We start from the raw sequence: 16,084 nt of genomic DNA, 5'->3' as shown, positions 1-16,084 counted from the left end.
GCCGGTTTTCGCTTCAGCGGATCAGACTGAGGAATTCGCCGCGGGTCGCCGTATTGGCGCGGAATTCGCCGAGCATCACCGAGGTGATCATCGCCGAGTTCTGCTTCTCCACCCCGCGCATCATCATGCACATGTGCTTGGCCTCGATCACCACCGCCACGCCGAGGGCGCCGGTCACCTGTTCGACCGCCTCGGCGATCTGCCGGGTGAGGTTCTCCTGGATCTGCAGGCGGCGGGCGTACATGTCGACGATGCGCGCCACCTTGGACAGGCCGAGCACCTTGCCGTTGGGAATGTAGGCCACGTGGGCCTTGCCGATGAACGGCAGCAGGTGGTGCTCGCACAGCGAGTACAGCTCGATGTCCTTCACCAGCACCATTTCGCTGTTGTCCGAGCTGAACAGGGCGCCGTTGGTGACTTCCTCGAGGCTCTGCTGGTAGCCGCGGCAGAGATACTGCATGGCCTTGGCGGCGCGCTTGGGGGTGTCGCGCAGGCCTTCGCGCTCGACGTCTTCGCCGAGCAGGCTGAGGATCGCGGTGTAGTGCTGTTCCACGGACATGGGGTTCCTGTGTAGGGGGCAAGGCGCGCAGCGTAGGGGGCCGGAGAGCGGCTGGCAAGTCCTACCGGCGAAGTCGGGTAAGCCGGCGGGCGGCGCGCCGCCCGCGCCGGGGCCTATTCTTCGTCGCGCCCGTCGAGCATGGTGCGCTTGAGCAGCACGTAGACCGCACCGGTGCCGCCGTGCTTGGCCAGGCAGGAGGTGAAGCCGAGCACCTGTGGATGCTGGCGCAACCAAGTGTTGACGTGGCTCTTGACCATCGGCCGGCGGCCGTCGGTGCGCGCCGCCTTGCCGTGGGTGACGCGCACGCAGCGCACCTCGAGACGCGCGGCCTCGGCGAAGAATTCCCACAGGGTGGCGCGTGCCTTCTCCACGCTCATGCCGTGCAGGTCGATGCTGCCCTCGAAGGGGATCTGCCCGGCCTTGAGCTTGCGCATCTGGCCCTCCTGCACGCCGTCGCGCGCCCAGTACAGCTCGTCCTCGGCGCCGACGTCGATGACGAACAGGTCGGACAGGCCGTCGATCGTGGTGGTCTGCTGGGTGAGGATGGCGCTCTGCTGGCGCTGGGCGACCTGCTGGCGGTCGGCCTTGGGTTTGCCGGTGTCGGCGCGTTCCTCGACCTTGATGCGCTTGACCCCACGCATCTCGCTGTGGAACAGGGAAAAATCGTCGTCTTGCATGCTGGTTCTCCGCGACAGACGCGTGATTCTAACGGAACCGGCGCCTGCGCGGAGAGCCTGCCGCGCCTCAGGCGCCGAGCGCCGCGGCGTCATCCACCACGGTGGCGAACAGGTCGGCCAGCGCGGCCAGTTCGACGCGGTGCAGGGTGGCGGCATCCACCGTCACCCCGTCGACGCCCGGCAGGTCGCGGGTGGCGCAGGCGGCGGCGACCACCGTGCTGCGGTAGCCGAGATCCTTGGCGGCGCGCACCGTGGCGCTGACGCACATGTGGGTCATGAAGCCGACCACCACCAGCTCCTCGCGGCCCAGCTCGCGCAGCACGCGGTCCAGCTCGCTGCGGGCGAAGGAGTTGGGCAGCGGCTTGCGCACCACCGCCTCGCCGGGCAGCGGCGTCAGTTCCTCGAAGATGTCGCCGCGCGGGCCTTCGGGATCGAACAGGTAGCCGGGCACGCCGATGTGCTGCACGTGCACCACCGGCGCGCCGGCGGCGCGCGCCGCTTGCAGCAGACGGTGGATCTGTGCGGCCGCGGCCTCGACGCCGGGCAGGCGCAGGTCGCCGCTGCGGTACTCGTTCTGCGCGTCGATGATCAGCAGGGTGGCCTGCTTCAGGTCGGCGGCCGGGTGGCTGCTGCCAGTCAGTTCGAACAGGGTCTTGGCGTCGCTCATGCTGTACTCCGGTAGGGGATGGACGCGACCATTGTGGGCATGACGGCGGCGGCGCTGAAGCGACAGGCTTGCCGTCCGACAATGCATTTTTGCAGGGAGCCGGCGATGGCCTTCGACTGGAACGACATTCCCGTGCTGCTGGCGCTGGAGCGCCACGGCACCCTGGCCGCGGCGGCGCGGGCGCTGGCGGTCAACCCGACCACCGTGAGTCGGCGCCTGCAGGCCGCCGAACGGGCGCTGCAGGTGCGCCTGTTCCTGCGCGACAGCGGCGGCTACCGGCCGACCCCGGCCGGCGCGGTGCTGCTGCAGCGCGCCGCGGCCCTGCAGGGCGACGTGCAGGGCATGCTGCTGGCCGCCCGCGAGGAGGCGCAGAGCGTGGCCGGCAGCGTGCGCCTGACCTCGGTGGAGTTTCTCATCGCCCACTGGCTGGTCCCGCAGCTGCCCGCGCTGCTCGAGCGCCATCCGCAGCTCGATCTGCAACTGCTGGGCGACAACCGCGACCTGTCCTTCACCCGCCACGAGGCCGACCTCGCCCTGCGCCTGGCCCGTCCGCAGCAGGATGCCGCGCTGGTGATGCGCAAGGTCGGCGAGCTCGGTTACGCGGTGTACGGCGCCGAGCGCTTCGCCGCGACTCGACCGGACGACTGGCGCCGCCTGCCGTGGCTGGGCTACGACGATGCCCTCGGTCAGCTGCCCGAGGCGCGCTGGCTGCGCCAGCTGGAGCCAGCGGGCGGGGTGCGCTTGCGCGTCACTGCGGTGACTTCGCTGCAGCGCGCCTGCCAGGCCGGCCTGGGGCTGGCGCTGTTGCCCTGTCTGGTCGGCGAGGCAGCCGTCCTGCACCGGCTGTCCGGAGTCGAACTGCGTCGCGAACTGTGGCTGCTGTGCCATCGCGACCTGCGTCAGACCCTGCGCTTTCGCGCCGTGGCCGACTGGCTGGCGGAGCGCGCGGCGGTTGAGGCGGCGCGGCTGGACGGCACGGCGGCAGCGGCGGGCGAGCGCTGCGGCTGAGCGATGGCATGGGGCTTTCGGCTAGAATGCCCGCCCCATCTCCGAGGACTCCCAGCCATGAGCGCCATCCCTAGCCGTCTGCACAGCATCCGCGACCTGATCCGCTGGGGCGTCAGCCGTTTCCACGAGGCCGAGCTGTTCTTCGGTCACGGCACCGACAACGCCTGGGACGAGGCGCGCCTGCTGGTGCTCGGCGGCCTGCACTTGCCGTGGGATACCCCGGAGAACTGGTTCGACTGCCGCCTGGAGGATGACGAGCAGACCGCCGTGCGCGCCCTGTTGCAGCGCCGCATCGACGAGCGCGTGCCGGCCGCCTATCTGCTCGGCGAGGCCTGGTTCTGCGGCCAGCCGTACTGCGTCGACGAGCGCGTGTTGGTGCCGCGCTCGCCGATCGCCGAACTGATCGAGCGCCGGTTCGCGCCCTGGCTCGCGGGTACCCCGGCGCGCATCCTCGACCTGTGCACCGGCTCCGGCTGCATCGGCATCGCCTGCGCCCACGCCTTCCCCGAGGCCGAGGTGGTGCTCGCCGACCTGTCGTTCGAGGCCCTGGAAGTGGCCAACCTCAACATCGAGCGCCATGGTGTGGAGGAGCGCGTCTACACCGTGCAGGGCGACGGTTTCGACGGCCTGCCGGGGCAGCGCTTCGATCTGATCGTCTCCAATCCGCCCTACGTCGACGCCGAGGATTTCGCCGACATGCCGGCCGAATTCCACCACGAGCCGGCCATGGGCCTGGCCTGCGGCGAGGACGGTCTCGACCTGGTACGGCGCATGCTCGCCGAGGCCGCCGACCACCTGAGCGATGACGGCCTGCTGGTGGTCGAGGTGGGCAACAGCCAGGTGCACGTCGAGGCGGCCTATCCCGAGGTGGAGTTCACCTGGGTCGAGTTCGCGCGCGGCGGGCACGGCGTGTTCGTGCTCAGCGCCGAGCAGTGCCGCCAGCACCAGGCGCTGTTCCAGTCGTGCCTGCAGGGCGAGTAAGCCGCGCACTCCGCCGGCAAGCACCCATGGTGTGCACGGCGCACCCTGACGAGCGGGCAGTGTCCTGAGCCTAGGGTGCGTCTGCGCAGTATCGGAAGTGGTCGTGTGGTGCGCACGGCGCAGCCTACGGACTGATGAAGCGCGTCAGGCCGTCGACCAGCTCGCCGGCCAGCGGCAGGCGCGGATCGTTGTAGGAGGCCAGCGGCGGCGCGCCGGCGGGGACGATGCGCAGCACGTGGTTCATGCCCTCGATCAGCAGCAGCTGCGCCTCCGGCCGTGCCTCCTGGAGCAGCAGGGCTTCCTCGGTGTCGACCTGGAAGTCGCGGGTGCCCTGCACGATCAGCGCCGGGATCGGCACGCGGGCGAAGGCCTCGGCCGGGCGCTGGCGCAGCAGCGAGATCAGGTAGGGTTGCACGCTGGGGCGCAGCAGCACCTGCAGCCTGGGCGACACCTGCGCCACCGTGCGTCCCCGCTCCAGCGCCTGCAGGATCGTCTCGGTTTCCGCCGCCAGCGCGGGGGGCAGACGGCCCTGCAACTGTTCGCGCAACACCTGGCCCAGCGGGTGAGCGATGCCGGCCAGGCTGACCAGCGCATCGGCGCCGGATTCCGCGGCGGCCAGGCTGGCGATCAGCGCGCCCTCGCTGTGGCCGAGCAGGATCAGTCGGGAGAAGCGCGGGTCGGCCTTGAGCAACTGGCCCCAGGCCGCCGCGTCGGCCACGTAGGCCGCCACGCTCAGCTCCTCCTCGCGCGGCGCCACCGCCCGGCTGGCCGCCACGCCGCGCTTGTCGTAGCGCAGGCTGGCGATGCCGCGCTCGGCCAGCTCGCGGGCCAGCAGGCGCAGGCTGTCGTTGTGGGCCCCCTCCGGGTTGTTGCCGTCGCGGTCGGTCGGCCCCGAGCCGGCGATCATCAGCACCACCGGCAGCGGGCCGTCGCGGTCGGGCAGGGTCAGGGTGCCGTGCAGGCTGCCGCCGGGCACCAGCAGGGTCATCGGCCACTGCACCATGTGGGTCGGTGCCGCGCGGGCCATGCCGGCGTACAGCAGGAACATCAGCAGCAGGAACAGGCGGGACATGCGAACTCCAGGCGCGGGGCAGGGCGGGGCACCGGCGTTTCCCCAGCGGCGGGGCGCTTGGGTATACTTTGCGGCCCTCAATAGTCCCGCCGCGGAGCATCCTGCATGTCTGGCAATACTTACGGCAAGCTGTTCACCGTCACCACCGCCGGTGAAAGCCATGGTCCGGCGCTGGTCGCCATCGTCGACGGTTGCCCGCCCGGGCTGGAGCTGTCGCTGGACGACCTGCAGCGCGACCTCGACCGCCGCAAGCCCGGCACCAGCCGCCACACCACCCAGCGCCAGGAAGCCGACGAGGTGGAGATCCTCTCCGGCGTGTTCGAGGGCAAGACCACCGGCTGCCCGATCGGCCTGCTGATCCGCAACACCGACCAGAAGTCCAAGGACTACTCGGCGATCAAGGACCTGTTCCGCCCGGCCCACGCCGACTACACCTACCACCACAAGTACGGCATCCGCGACTACCGCGGCGGCGGCCGCAGCTCGGCGCGCGAGACCGCCATGCGCGTGGCCGCCGGCGCCATCGCCAAGAAGTACCTGGCCGGCCTCGGCATCCGGGTACGCGGCTACATGAGCCAGCTCGGCCCGATCGAGATTCCGTTCAAGACCTGGGATTCGGTGGAAGAGAACGCCTTCTTCAGCCCCGACCCGGACAAGGTGCCGGAGCTCGAGGCCTACATGGACCAGCTGCGCCGCGACCAGGACTCGGTCGGCGCCAAGATCACCGTGGTCGCCGAAGGCGTGCCGCCGGGCCTCGGCGAGCCGATCTTCGACCGCCTCGACGCCGAGCTGGCCCACGCGCTGATGAGCATCAACGCGGTGAAGGGCGTGGAGATCGGCGCCGGTTTCGCCAGCGTCGCCCAGCGCGGCACCGAGCACCGCGACGAGCTGACCCCGGACGGCTTCCTGTCCAACCACGCTGGCGGCATCCTCGGCGGCATCTCCAGCGGCCAGCCGATCGTCGCCCACCTGGCGCTCAAACCCACTTCCAGCATCACCACCCCCGGCCGCTCCATCGACATCGACGGCAATCCGGTGGAGGTGATCACCAAGGGTCGCCACGATCCCTGCGTCGGCATCCGCGCCACGCCGATCGCCGAGGCGATGATGGCCATCGTGCTGATGGACCACCTGCTGCGCCAGCGCGCGCAGAACGCCGAGGTGCGGGTCGGCACCCCGGTGCTCGGCCAGCTCTGACGCGCCAAGGGAGGCGGGCCGGCCCGTCTCCCCGCTCCGTATCCGTCGATGCAGCACGGTTTGCCCTACTGGCGCCTGTCCGGTTTCTACTTCTGCTACTTCGCCCTGCTCGGAGCGACGGCGCCGTTCCTCGCCCTGTATTTCCACCACCTCGGCTTTTCCGCGGCGCGCATCGGCGAGCTGGTGGCCATCCCCATGCTGATGCGCTGCGTGGCGCCCAACCTGTGGGGCTGGCTGGGCGACGTCAGCGGCCGGCGCCTGCTGATCGTGCGCCTCGGCGCGCTGCTTACCCTGCTCAGCTTCGCCAGCATCTTCTACCGCCAGGATTACGCCTGGCTGGCGCTGGTGATGGCCATGCACGCGTTCTTCTGGCATGCCGTGCTGCCGCAGTTCGAGGTCATCACCCTGGCCCACCTGCGCGAGCAGGCGGCGCGCTACAGCCAGCTGCGCCTGTGGGGCTCGATCGGCTTCATCTGCACCGTGGTCGGCCTCGGCGCTCTGTTCGAGCGGGTCAGCCTGGACGCCTATCCCTGGGCGGTGACCGCCATCATGCTGGCCATCGCGGCGAGCAGCCTGTGGATTCCCAACGCCCAGCCGCAGGGCCACGCCGGCGAGGCCGAGCGCGGCGGCTTCCTGCAGCAGCTGCGCCGCCCCGGCGTGCCGGCGTTCTACGGCGCGGTGGCGCTGATGCTGCTCAGCCACGGCCCGTACTACACCTTCATCACCCTGCATCTGGAGCACCTCGGCTACAGCCGCACCCTGATCGGCTGGCTGTGGGCGCTCGGGGTGGTCGCCGAGATCCTCGTGTTCCTGGTGATGGCGCGCCTGCTGGCGCGCTTTTCCGTGCGCCAGGTGCTGCTCGCCAGCCTGCTGCTGGCGGTGCTGCGCTGGCTGCTGCTCGGCAACCTGGCCGAGCACTGGCCGGTGCTGCTGCTCGCCCAGTGCATGCACGCCGCCACCTTCGGCAGCTTCCACGCCGCGGCCATCCACTTCGTCCGCCACAGCTTCGCCGCCCGCCAGCAGGGCCAGGGCCAGGCGCTGTACGCCGCGTTGTCCGGCGTCGGCGGCGCCCTCGGCGCCCTGTACGCCGGCTACAGCTGGACCAGCCTGGGCCCGGCCTGGACCTTCGCCCTCGCCAGCCTGGCGGCGCTGGCGGCAGCCGCTATCATTGCCCTCCGCCTGCGTGAGCCGGCGGCGGCTTCCTGAATCACCGATCTTCGAGATTTCCCGATGACCGACAAGCGCGAACTCCTCACCCGGCAGATCATCGAGGCCGGCCGCTTCCTCTACGCTCGCGGCTGGTCGCCGGCCACCAGCAGCAACTACTCGGCGCGCCTGGCCGCCGACCAGGCGCTGCTCACCGTGTCCGGCAAGCACAAGGGCCAGCTCACCGAGCAGGACGTGCTGGCCACCGACCTCGCCGGCAACAGCCTGGAGCCGGGCAAGAAACCCTCGGCCGAGACCCTGCTGCACACCCAGCTGTACGCCTGGCGCGCCGACATCGGCGCGGTGCTGCACACCCACTCGGTCAACGCCACCGTGCTGTCGCGCCTCACCCCCGGCGACCAGCTGCTGCTCGAGGACTACGAGCTGCAGAAGGCCTTCGCCGGGGTGACCACCCACGAGGGCCAGGTCGTGGTGCCGATCTTCGCCAACGACCAGGACATCGCCCGCCTGGCCGGGCAGGTGCAGCAATGGCTGGATACGCATCCGGACTGCGTGGGCTACCTGATCCGCGGCCACGGCCTTTACACTTGGGGCCCGCAGATGAGCGATGCATTGCGTCAGATCGAGGCCTTCGAATTCCTCTTCGAATGCGAACTGAAGACCCGCCAGGTGCTGGGTCGCTGAGCGAACCGCCGAACAAGGAGCTGCCATGAGCTGGCTGAGCGTCTACCAAGAATCCAATCCCCAGCAGCCGCTGAAGGTGCTGACCCATGTCGAGGACATCGCCGCCACTCTGGCCGAGGTCGGCGTGCGCTTCGAGCGCTGGCAGGCCAGCGCGCCCATCGCTCCCGGCGCCAGCCAGGAGGAGGTGATCGCCGCCTACCGCCACGAGATCGACAAGCTGATGAGCGAGCAGGGCTACGTCACCGTCGACGTGGTCAGCCTGGATCGCACGCACCCGCAGAAGGCCGAGCTGCGCGCCAAGTTCCTCGACGAGCACACCCACGGCGAGGACGAGGTGCGCTTCTTCGTCGCCGGTCGCGGCCTGTTCACTCTGCATATCGGTGATCACGTCTACGCGGTGCTGTGCGAGAAGAACGACCTGATCTCGGTGCCGGCCGGTACCAAGCACTGGTTCGACATGGGCGAGGAGCCGCACTTCGTCGCCATCCGCCTGTTCAACAACCCCGAAGGCTGGGTGGCGAAGTTCACCGGCGATCCCATCGCCCAGTCCTTCCCGCCGCTGGAGGACTGACGGTGCCGATCAAAGTCATCCTCACCGACATCGAGGGCACCACCAGCGCGGTCAGTTTCGTCTTCGACGTGCTGTTTCCCTTCGCCGTCGAGCACCTGCCGGACTTCGTCCGCGCACAGGCCGAGGCACCGGCGGTGGCCGCGCAGCTGGAGGCGGTGCGCGCCGAGAGCGGCGAGCCTGATGCCGACGTCGAGCGGGTCATCGCCATCCTCCTCGAGTGGATCGCCGCCGACCGCAAGGCCACCCCGCTCAAGGCGCTGCAGGGCATGGTCTGGGAGCAGGGCTACCGCGCCGGCCAGCTCAAGGGCCACGTCTACCCGGATGCGGTGGAGGCGCTGCGCCAGTGGCACGCCGCCGGCTACGCACTGTACGTGTACTCCTCCGGCTCGATCCAGGCGCAGCAGCTGATCTTCGGCTGCTCCGAGGCCGGCGATCTGACCCCGCTGTTCTCCGGCTACTTCGACACCACCAGCGGCGGCAAGCGCGAGGCCGAGAGTTACGCGCGCATCGCCGCCGCCATCGGCCGACCGGCCGGCGAGATCCTGTTCCTCTCCGACGTGGTGCAGGAGCTGGACGCCGCGCACGAGGCCGGCATGGCCACCTGCGGCCTGGCCCGCGAGGGCGGCGAACTGGCCGGGCACCGCACGGTGGCCAGCTTCGCGGCCATCGAGCCGGCCGCGTTCTGACCCCGCGGCCGCCGCGCTTGCCGCATGCGGGCGGCGCGGCGGTCTGCAACCTGCAGGTCATGCGCCTGTCCCACCCAGCGGGCAGACTGGGCTGCCGCTGTTCCCGATCCCGTGCAGCAACTACAATTCGGTTATCGGCGGAGCTCGGGCTCCTCTTTGTTTTTCAATGACTTACAAGGAAAAAACGCCATGAGCGATTATCAGGAAACACTCTACGACGGCTACGGTCAGCGCTTTCGCATCGACCAGATGCTGCACGAGGTGCGCACCGAGCATCAGCATCTGGTGATTTTCCAGAATGCCCGCATGGGCCGGGTGATGGCGCTGGACGGCGTGATCCAGACCACCGAGGCCGACGAGTTCATCTACCACGAGATGCTCACCCACGTGCCGATCCTCGCCCACGGCCTGGCCCGCCGCGTGCTGATCATCGGCGGCGGCGACGGCGGCATGCTGCGCGAGGTGTGCAAGCACGCCAGCGTCGAGCACATCACCATGGTCGAGATCGACGGCACCGTGGTCGACATGTGCAAGCAGTTCCTGCCCAACCACTCCAAGGGGGCGTTCGAGGATCCTCGCCTGAACCTGGTGATCGACGACGGCATGCGCTTCGTCGCCACCACCGAGGAGAAGTTCGACGTGATCATCTCCGACTCCACCGACCCCATCGGTCCGGGCGAGGTGCTGTTCTCGGAGAACTTCTACGAGGCCTGCCGCCGCTGCCTGAACGACGGCGGCATCCTGGTGACCCAGAACGGCACCCCGTTCATGCAACTCTCCGAGGTGCAGACCACCGCGTCGCGCATGCACGGCCTGTTCGCCGACTGGCACTTCTACATGGCGGCGGTGCCGACCTACATCGGCGGCTCGATGACCTTCGCCTGGGGCAGCACCAACGCCGACTACCGCAAGCTGCCGCTGGAAACCCTGCGCCAGCGCTTCGCCGGCAGCGGCATCGTCACCCGCTACTACAACGCCGACATCCACCAGGCGGCCTTCGCCCTGCCGCAGTACGTGCTGCAGGCGATCCACAAGCCGAGCAACGACTGAAGTCCGGATGCGTCAAATGAGAAGGGGCCCGATCAGGGCCCCTTCTCATTTGCGGACGGGATGCTGCCGCCACTGGCTGTCTGTGCGTTGGCCATGCCTCGCTTTGCCGAGGGTTCAGGCCCGGGAGGACGGCTGGCTTCCCGGTGGGTCACTGGTCACGCCGCCCTGGCCGTTTCAGCCTCCACAGGCGGTGTACCTTCCTTCATCCCTTGCAGGACCTGGTCGCGGAACTCCGGCGTGTCTGCGTAACCGTGCACGGTGCGGCCGTGCTCGACAACGGCTTCCAGCAGCTCTTCCTTGGTGTCGGCAGCCAGTGCCACTGTGCACTTCACGTCGCCCGGGTAGTCCCGGCAATCGATGTAGTACCTGGACATGATGGCGCCCTCCAGATCGCTAGGGCTGACACCTGCTCCCGAGTCGGCAAGCAGGGCCTTCGAGACGACGATTCCGGGCTTGTTGTTGTTGGTCCGGAGTCGTCCGGCTCTGTCTGAAGTATAGGTCGCCGGGTGACCTTGCCAGGCTCTGGCGCAGTATTTCCGCCGAGCGGCATACGCCTCAGGACTGGCAGGCGCCCAGCTCTGCCATCAGTGTCTGCACCAGCTCGGCGGCCGGCAGGCTGCGCGCCATGCCGGCCCCCTGGCCGGCCCACAGCGACAGGTACTCGCTGCGTCCCTGGCGCAGTGCGGCCTGGCGGATGTCGGCGGTCAGCGCGTTCTGCACCGGGTAGGCCGGGATCTGCTCTTCCTCGGCGGCGAAGCGGCGCATGAAGTCGTTGGTGATGCCACGGGCGAAGCGGCCGGAGAAGGCGCGGGTCAGGCGCGTACTGTCGTCGCGAGCGGCGCGGATCGCCTCCTTCCAGATGGCCGGGATGCCCGACTCCGGGCAGCACAGGAAGGCGGTGCCGAGCTGCGCGGCCTGGGCGCCGAGCAGCAGGCTGGCGGCGATGCCGCGGCCGTCCATCAGGCCGCCGGCCGCCACCACCGGGATGTTCACCGCAGCCGCCAGCTGCGGCAGCAGGGCCAGCAGGCCGAGGCACGCCTGCTGCGGGTCGCCGAGGAAGCTGCCGCGATGGCCACCGGCCTCACAGCCCTGGGCGCACACCAGATCGGCGCCGACCGCCTGCCACGCGCGGGCCTCGGCCACCGTGGTGGCGGTACCCATCACCAGGCTACCGACGGCGTGGAAGCGCGCCACGGTGGCGGCGTCGAGGATGCCGAAGGTGAAGCTGACCACCGGCGGCGCCAGCTCGAGCAGGGTCTCGAGCTGTGCCCGGTTGTCCTCGCAGAAGCGCGTCGGCCGCCCGCCCGGCGGCAGGCCCAGTTCGGCGCGCAGCGGATCGAGGCGTGCCTGGGCGCGGGCGACTTCCTCGTCGCTGGGCGCCGGCTCGTCGAGGATGAACAGGTTGACGTTGAACGGCCGGTCGGTGAGCTGGCGTACCCGCGCCACGCCTTCGCGGATCGCCGCCGGCGCCAGGGTGGCGGCGGCGAAGGAGCCCAGGGCGCCGGCGTTGCTGACCGCGGCGACCAGCTCCGGGGTGGTCGCGCCGCCGGCCATGGGCGCCTGGATCAGCGGATGACGGACGCCGACGAGGGCGGTGAAGGCATTGTCTGGGCAAGGCATGGCGGGCTTCCTGCACTGAAACGGTGCCTCAGTTTGCCCTCAATGCAGCGACTTGACCATGTACACCGCCGGCACGCCGTAGGACGCCAGGTTGCGCTGCTGGTGGGCGTCCAGTTCGGCGAGTTCGGCATAGCCCTGGCGACGCCAGAAGCCCTGGGAGTCCTGCACCGAGACCAGGGCCGAGTACTTCAGGCGGCTGCAGCGGCCGCGCTCGAGCAGCCGCTGCACCAGCCCCGGACCGATGCCGCGGCCGGCTGCGCGGCCGCTCACCGCCAGATCGTGCAGGTACAGGCAGTCGGCATCCGCCGGCTGGGCGAAGGCGCCGTCCAGGGGCGTCACCTTGCCAGCGTGCGAGCGATAGCCGAACAGGTAGGCGCAGACGCCCGAGGCGTCTTCGGCCACCCAGGCGAGATCGGGGGCGGCCAGCAGACGCTGGCGGATGATTTCGGCACTTTCCAGCAGTTCGCTGGCATAGGACTCTTGCTGGATAGCCAGCACGGCCGGAATGTCGTGCTCGGCCATGGGACGCAGATGGTGGGTCATGACGATGGGCAGAACGTACTTGCGGATGATGCGGGGTATGGCTGACAGGCTCGGCGCTCGATGCGCGCGCGTGAGCCACTTCGGGCGCTGGTGAGCGGGGCGTCATTATCCCAGATTGCCGGCGGGTTGGGCGACCGTCGCTCTGGCGCGCGCATCACAGGTCGAGGCGGGCGCCCTGCAGCCGGCCATGCACGGTGATCAGGTCGTAGGTGCGTTCTTCTTCCTTGTGGCGATCGACGACCTGATGGGCGATGCGGTTGGCGGCGGCACTCAGGCGCTGGCAGTTGGCCATGACCGGCAGGGCGCGCAGTTCACGGTCCACCTCCAGGGCGGCCTTGCGACCGATCTGGTAATGCCCGAGTTCGTGCTGGTGCAGGGCTTGCAGATAGCGGTCGAACTGCCCGCGCAGGGACTCGCTGCCGCCTTCCAGACGCGGCAGCTTGATGATCCCGTGCAGCTGGGTGGCGACTTCGCTGATCCGGCAGTAACCGCCCGCATCGGTCCAGCGATAGGTCCAGTTCACCGTCCAGGTGGTGTAGGCGTGGTAGGTCAGTCCGTCATGGCGAATCGGCGAGTTGCGGTTCAGCGATCTGCCCAGCGAGGCCTCCTCGCTGGCGGGAACCGGATAGTCGGTGTAATCGAGTTTCTCGCTGATTTCGGCCCGAACTTGCGGGGCGAGCAGCGCCAGCGACAGCACCATCAGCATGCCGGCGCAGAGTCCTCTGGACAGCCCTTCACGCGGTGGTTGCTGGGCCGAATTGCCGTGCCGGTTATCCATGACCTCGCGCCTCCTGCGTCATTTCGCCGGGCAAGCCGAACCCGCCGCAGGAACTGCTGCCTGCGGGAATTCACTGGTTTTCGAGGGGGTTGTTCGGTGTGCGATTTGAACTTAGCAGAGGGATAAGTTGCGGGTGATGAGGCGATATATATGCCGATTCGCGATAGGGTTTTTATCTGTTTGTTTGGCTGGATTTAACGTCAATAAAGGATTGGCAATAAATTGTTATTTGCGGATTTCGCTTGTTTCATGGTCGGTTGAGAATTCAACAAGCGGTAGAAAATTACTGCTGTTATTCGGGTGAGGTTGTAGTTTGAACACTGCATTTGCAATTCCCGGGGCGAACGCACCCGGCGCAGAACACTATGTCGCCTGGTCGCCCAGCATCCCGGAGTTCCTGTTTCCGGCCCCGCAGCCAGCCCGGTCTGGTCGTGGCCAGGTGAATTTTTATTGACGCATCGGTTCGCCGATATTCCGTCGTCGGCTGCAGGAGGGGCTGGCGTGGGATGGCGGTTTGTGGGTAATCCCGAGGCGTTTGCGGTCGACAAGGCGACGAACGGTATGCAGAGCAGGGAGATAGTCCGGCGTGGCAAGTCGCGTGCACGGAGCTGGCGCGAACATGTGCCCGTCGAGTCCCGGTCGCTGCATCAGCGCCAACACATGCCGGCCGGCGGTCGGGAAAAGACTGCCGACTGTACAGGCTGCGTGTTTTGGGGCTAGGCTGAGCGCGATGTAGATCCGCAACCGATCAATATCAACGGCGGGAGTGCGTGCAATGGCTACGATCGCTCCAGAAGATATCAGCAGTACCGTGCTGCGCCGGATGAGGGAAGGGGGGTTCGATTTCGCCCGTGTCCACCCCATCGAGTTCTATGCCATTTTTCCGGACGAGGCGCGCGCGCGTCAGGCCGCGAGGAATTTCCGCGGCGAGTCGCTGAATGCCCAGGTCAGCTATCGCGACGGCGCCTGGCACCTGCAGGTCAGCAAGGTGATGTATGCCACCCATTCCGGTATCGACGATTTCGAGCACAACCTGCAGGAGCTGGTAGGTCCCCTGGGCGGGGTGCTCGATGGCTGGGGGGTGACCCAGGAGATGGAGGGCGAGCGACCTTGATCGGTGCGCCGGCCGCGTGATCGCGCGCACAGTCTTGAGGTGATAGGGTCGACGCATCCGTCACCGGCTTCACCAGCGAGCTGCCGCGGTGCAGCTTGCGTTCTTTTGATGCACTCAATGCACGGCAATCGCCAGCGACAGCACCGTATTGGTGCTGTCGTGCTTTTTATTTTTCGTAAGGTGCTGAATTAAAAGGATTTAATTGGTTGGCCCAGGCTTTGCATCGGCTCTGTTCAGAGGCACAAACAGGGAGCGTGCGAGAATGGTTCGCAGCACTTACGACGAAATGTACGACGCCCGCGGCGATTGTCGGGCGCATTATCAGGCCTTCGCTCGCTGGCTGGCCGCGACCCCGGCAGAACTGGTCGCCCAGCGCCGACGAGAAGCCGACCTGCTGTTTCACCGGGCCGGCATCACCTTCACCCTGTACGGCGACAAGCAGGGCACCGAGCGGCTGATCCCCTTCGATACCATCCCGCGCAGCATTCCGGCCCGCGAGTGGCAGCAGGTCGAGAAGGGTTGCATCCAGCGCGTGCGCGCGCTGAACATGTTCCTCGCCGACCTCTACCATGACCAGCGCATCGTCAAGGCCGGGGTGATTCCCGCCGAACAGGTGCTGGCCAACGAGGGCTACCAGCTGGCCATGCAGGGTCTCGACCTGCCGCATGACCTCTATGCGCACATCGCCGGCGTCGACCTGGTACGCGACGGCGACGGCACCTACTACGTGCTGGAGGACAACCTGCGCACCCCCAGCGGCGTTTCCTACATGCTGGAAAATCGCAAGATGATGATGCGTCTGTTCCCCGAGCTGTTCGCCGGGCAGCGCATCGCGCCGGTCAACCACTATCCGAACCTGCTGCTCGACACCCTGAAGAGCGCCAGCCTGGTCGACAACCCCAACGTGGTGCTGCTCACTCCGGGCCGCTACAACAGCGCCTACTTCGAGCATGCCTTCCTCGCCCGCGAGATGGGCGTCGAGCTGGTCGAGGGCGCCGACCTGTTCGTGCGCGACGAGCGGGTGTTCATGCGTACCACCGCCGGCCCGCAGCCGGTCGACGTGATCTACCGGCGGATCGACGACGCCTTCCTCGATCCGCTGGCCTTCAACCCCGACTCCATGCTCGGCGTGCCCGGCCTGCTGGCCGCCTACCGCAGCGGCAAGGTGATCCTCGCCAACGCCATCGGCACCGGGGTGGCCGACGACAAGTCGGTCTACCCCTACGTGCCGGAGATGATCCGTTTCTACCTGGACGAGGAGCCGATCCTGCAGAACGTGCCGACCTGGCAGTGCCGCAAGTCGGACGAGCTGTCCCACGTGCTGGCCAATCTGGAGCAGCTGGTGGTCAAGGAGACCCAGGGCTCCGGCGGCTACGGCATGCTGGTCGGCCCGGCCGCCAGTCAGGCGGAGATCGAAAGTTTCCGCGCCCGCCTCAAGGCCAATCCGGCGGCCTACATCGCCCAGCCGACCCTCAGCCTGTCGACCTGCCCGACCTTCGTGGAGAGCGGTGTCGCGCCGCGCCACATCGACCTGCGCCCGTTCGTGCTGTCCGGCCAGCAGGTGCGTCTGGTGCCCGGGGGCCTGACCCGCGTGGCCCTGCGCGAGGGCTCGCTGGTGGTCAACTCGTCGCAGGGTGGCGGCACCAAGGACACCTGGGTGGTCGAGGATTCGACCGTAGCCACCGAATCACGCGAAGTCTGAGCGAGAGC

The 16,084-nt window shown here is 68.3% G+C and carries 18 protein-coding genes; 10 read left to right on the top strand and 8 right to left on the bottom strand.

Going from position 1 to position 16,084, the window contains the following annotated elements; all coding sequences use genetic code 11:
• Positions 1-13: 13 nt before the first annotated feature.
• The 3 genes from folE to BLT78_RS09150 form a co-directional block, all read right to left on the bottom strand.
• Entirely contained in the window at positions 14-559 is a 546-nt protein-coding gene (gene folE / locus BLT78_RS09160; protein WP_090348682.1) for a GTP cyclohydrolase I FolE, read from the bottom strand.
• Positions 560-672: 113 nt separating this feature from the next.
• On the bottom strand, positions 673-1,236 hold the full coding sequence (locus tag BLT78_RS09155; protein WP_090348681.1) for a Smr/MutS family protein: 564 nt from the start codon (positions 1,234-1,236) through the stop codon (positions 673-675).
• Positions 1,237-1,303: 67 nt separating this feature from the next.
• Positions 1,304-1,903, bottom strand: coding sequence for a cysteine hydrolase family protein (locus BLT78_RS09150; protein WP_090348680.1), 600 nt, complete (start codon positions 1,901-1,903; stop codon positions 1,304-1,306).
• Positions 1,904-2,008: 105 nt separating this feature from the next.
• On the opposite strand from BLT78_RS09150, the gene BLT78_RS09145 reads away from it, so the two are divergent.
• Positions 2,009-2,911 carry a LysR family transcriptional regulator gene (locus BLT78_RS09145; protein ID WP_090348679.1) on the top strand — a complete coding sequence of 301 codons (903 nt, stop codon included), beginning with the start codon at positions 2,009-2,011 and terminating at the stop codon, positions 2,909-2,911.
• A gap of 57 nt (positions 2,912-2,968) precedes the next feature.
• On the top strand, positions 2,969-3,892 hold the full coding sequence (gene prmB, locus BLT78_RS09140) for a 50S ribosomal protein L3 N(5)-glutamine methyltransferase (RefSeq protein ID WP_090348678.1): 924 nt from the start codon (positions 2,969-2,971) through the stop codon (positions 3,890-3,892).
• Positions 3,893-4,016: 124 nt separating this feature from the next.
• Here the strand turns inward: prmB and BLT78_RS09135 are convergent, their stop codons facing one another.
• Positions 4,017-4,964, bottom strand: a complete 948-nt coding sequence (locus BLT78_RS09135) for an alpha/beta hydrolase family protein (RefSeq protein WP_090348677.1) — start codon at positions 4,962-4,964, stop codon at positions 4,017-4,019.
• Positions 4,965-5,069: 105 nt separating this feature from the next.
• Here BLT78_RS09135 and aroC point away from each other — a divergent pair, with 105 nt between their 5' ends.
• From aroC to speE, 6 genes are all read left to right on the top strand, one after another.
• On the top strand, positions 5,070-6,161 hold the full coding sequence (gene aroC / locus BLT78_RS09130; protein ID WP_090348676.1) for a chorismate synthase: 1,092 nt from the start codon (positions 5,070-5,072) through the stop codon (positions 6,159-6,161).
• A 48-nt stretch (positions 6,162-6,209) separates the two neighbouring features.
• Positions 6,210-7,367, top strand: a complete 1,158-nt coding sequence (locus tag BLT78_RS09125) for an MFS transporter (protein WP_090348675.1) — start codon at positions 6,210-6,212, stop codon at positions 7,365-7,367.
• A 24-nt stretch (positions 7,368-7,391) separates the two neighbouring features.
• Complete coding sequence (locus BLT78_RS09120) at positions 7,392-8,012, top strand: methylthioribulose 1-phosphate dehydratase (protein ID WP_090348674.1); 621 nt, start codon at positions 7,392-7,394, stop codon at positions 8,010-8,012.
• Between the two features lie 25 nt (positions 8,013-8,037).
• The gene (locus BLT78_RS09115) at positions 8,038-8,583 is read left to right on the top strand and encodes a 1,2-dihydroxy-3-keto-5-methylthiopentene dioxygenase (RefSeq protein WP_090348673.1); all 546 of its coding nucleotides are present in this window, start codon (positions 8,038-8,040) and stop codon (positions 8,581-8,583) included.
• 2 nt (positions 8,584-8,585) lie between these two features.
• Positions 8,586-9,269, top strand: coding sequence for an acireductone synthase (gene mtnC / locus BLT78_RS09110; RefSeq protein ID WP_090348672.1), 684 nt, complete (start codon positions 8,586-8,588; stop codon positions 9,267-9,269).
• Between the two features lie 189 nt (positions 9,270-9,458).
• A complete protein-coding gene (gene speE, locus BLT78_RS09105) occupies positions 9,459-10,319 on the top strand; it encodes a polyamine aminopropyltransferase (protein WP_090348671.1) in 861 nt (286 codons plus the stop codon).
• A gap of 155 nt (positions 10,320-10,474) precedes the next feature.
• On the opposite strand, the gene BLT78_RS09100 is transcribed toward speE, so the two are convergent.
• From BLT78_RS09100 to BLT78_RS09085, 4 genes are all read right to left on the bottom strand, one after another.
• Positions 10,475-10,693: a DUF1059 domain-containing protein gene (locus tag BLT78_RS09100; protein ID WP_090348670.1), complete on the bottom strand. Its 219-nt coding sequence runs from the start codon at positions 10,691-10,693 to the stop codon at positions 10,475-10,477.
• 181 nt (positions 10,694-10,874) lie between these two features.
• Entirely contained in the window at positions 10,875-11,939 is a 1,065-nt protein-coding gene (locus BLT78_RS09095; RefSeq protein WP_090348669.1) for an NAD(P)H-dependent flavin oxidoreductase, read from the bottom strand.
• Positions 11,940-11,978: 39 nt separating this feature from the next.
• On the bottom strand, positions 11,979-12,461 hold the full coding sequence (locus tag BLT78_RS09090; protein WP_090352228.1) for a GNAT family N-acetyltransferase: 483 nt from the start codon (positions 12,459-12,461) through the stop codon (positions 11,979-11,981).
• A 175-nt stretch (positions 12,462-12,636) separates the two neighbouring features.
• On the bottom strand, positions 12,637-13,260 hold the full coding sequence (locus BLT78_RS09085) for a DUF922 domain-containing protein (protein ID WP_090348668.1): 624 nt from the start codon (positions 13,258-13,260) through the stop codon (positions 12,637-12,639).
• Positions 13,261-14,035: 775 nt separating this feature from the next.
• On the opposite strand from BLT78_RS09085, the gene BLT78_RS09080 reads away from it, so the two are divergent.
• Both BLT78_RS09080 and BLT78_RS09075 read left to right on the top strand, forming a co-directional pair.
• Positions 14,036-14,374 (top strand): ribonuclease E inhibitor RraB, encoded by a 339-nt coding sequence (locus tag BLT78_RS09080; RefSeq protein WP_090348667.1) that lies wholly within the window; start codon positions 14,036-14,038, stop codon positions 14,372-14,374.
• 262 nt (positions 14,375-14,636) lie between these two features.
• A complete protein-coding gene (locus BLT78_RS09075; RefSeq protein WP_090348666.1) occupies positions 14,637-16,076 on the top strand; it encodes a circularly permuted type 2 ATP-grasp protein in 1,440 nt (479 codons plus the stop codon).
• Positions 16,077-16,084: the final 8 nt, after the last annotated feature.

It is taken from the genome of Pseudomonas oryzae (assembly GCF_900104805.1).
GTDB lineage: Bacteria > Pseudomonadota > Gammaproteobacteria > Pseudomonadales > Pseudomonadaceae > Geopseudomonas > Geopseudomonas oryzae.
Note: the sequence above shows the minus strand (reverse complement) of the source record. Positions and strands in the feature narration are given on the sequence as shown.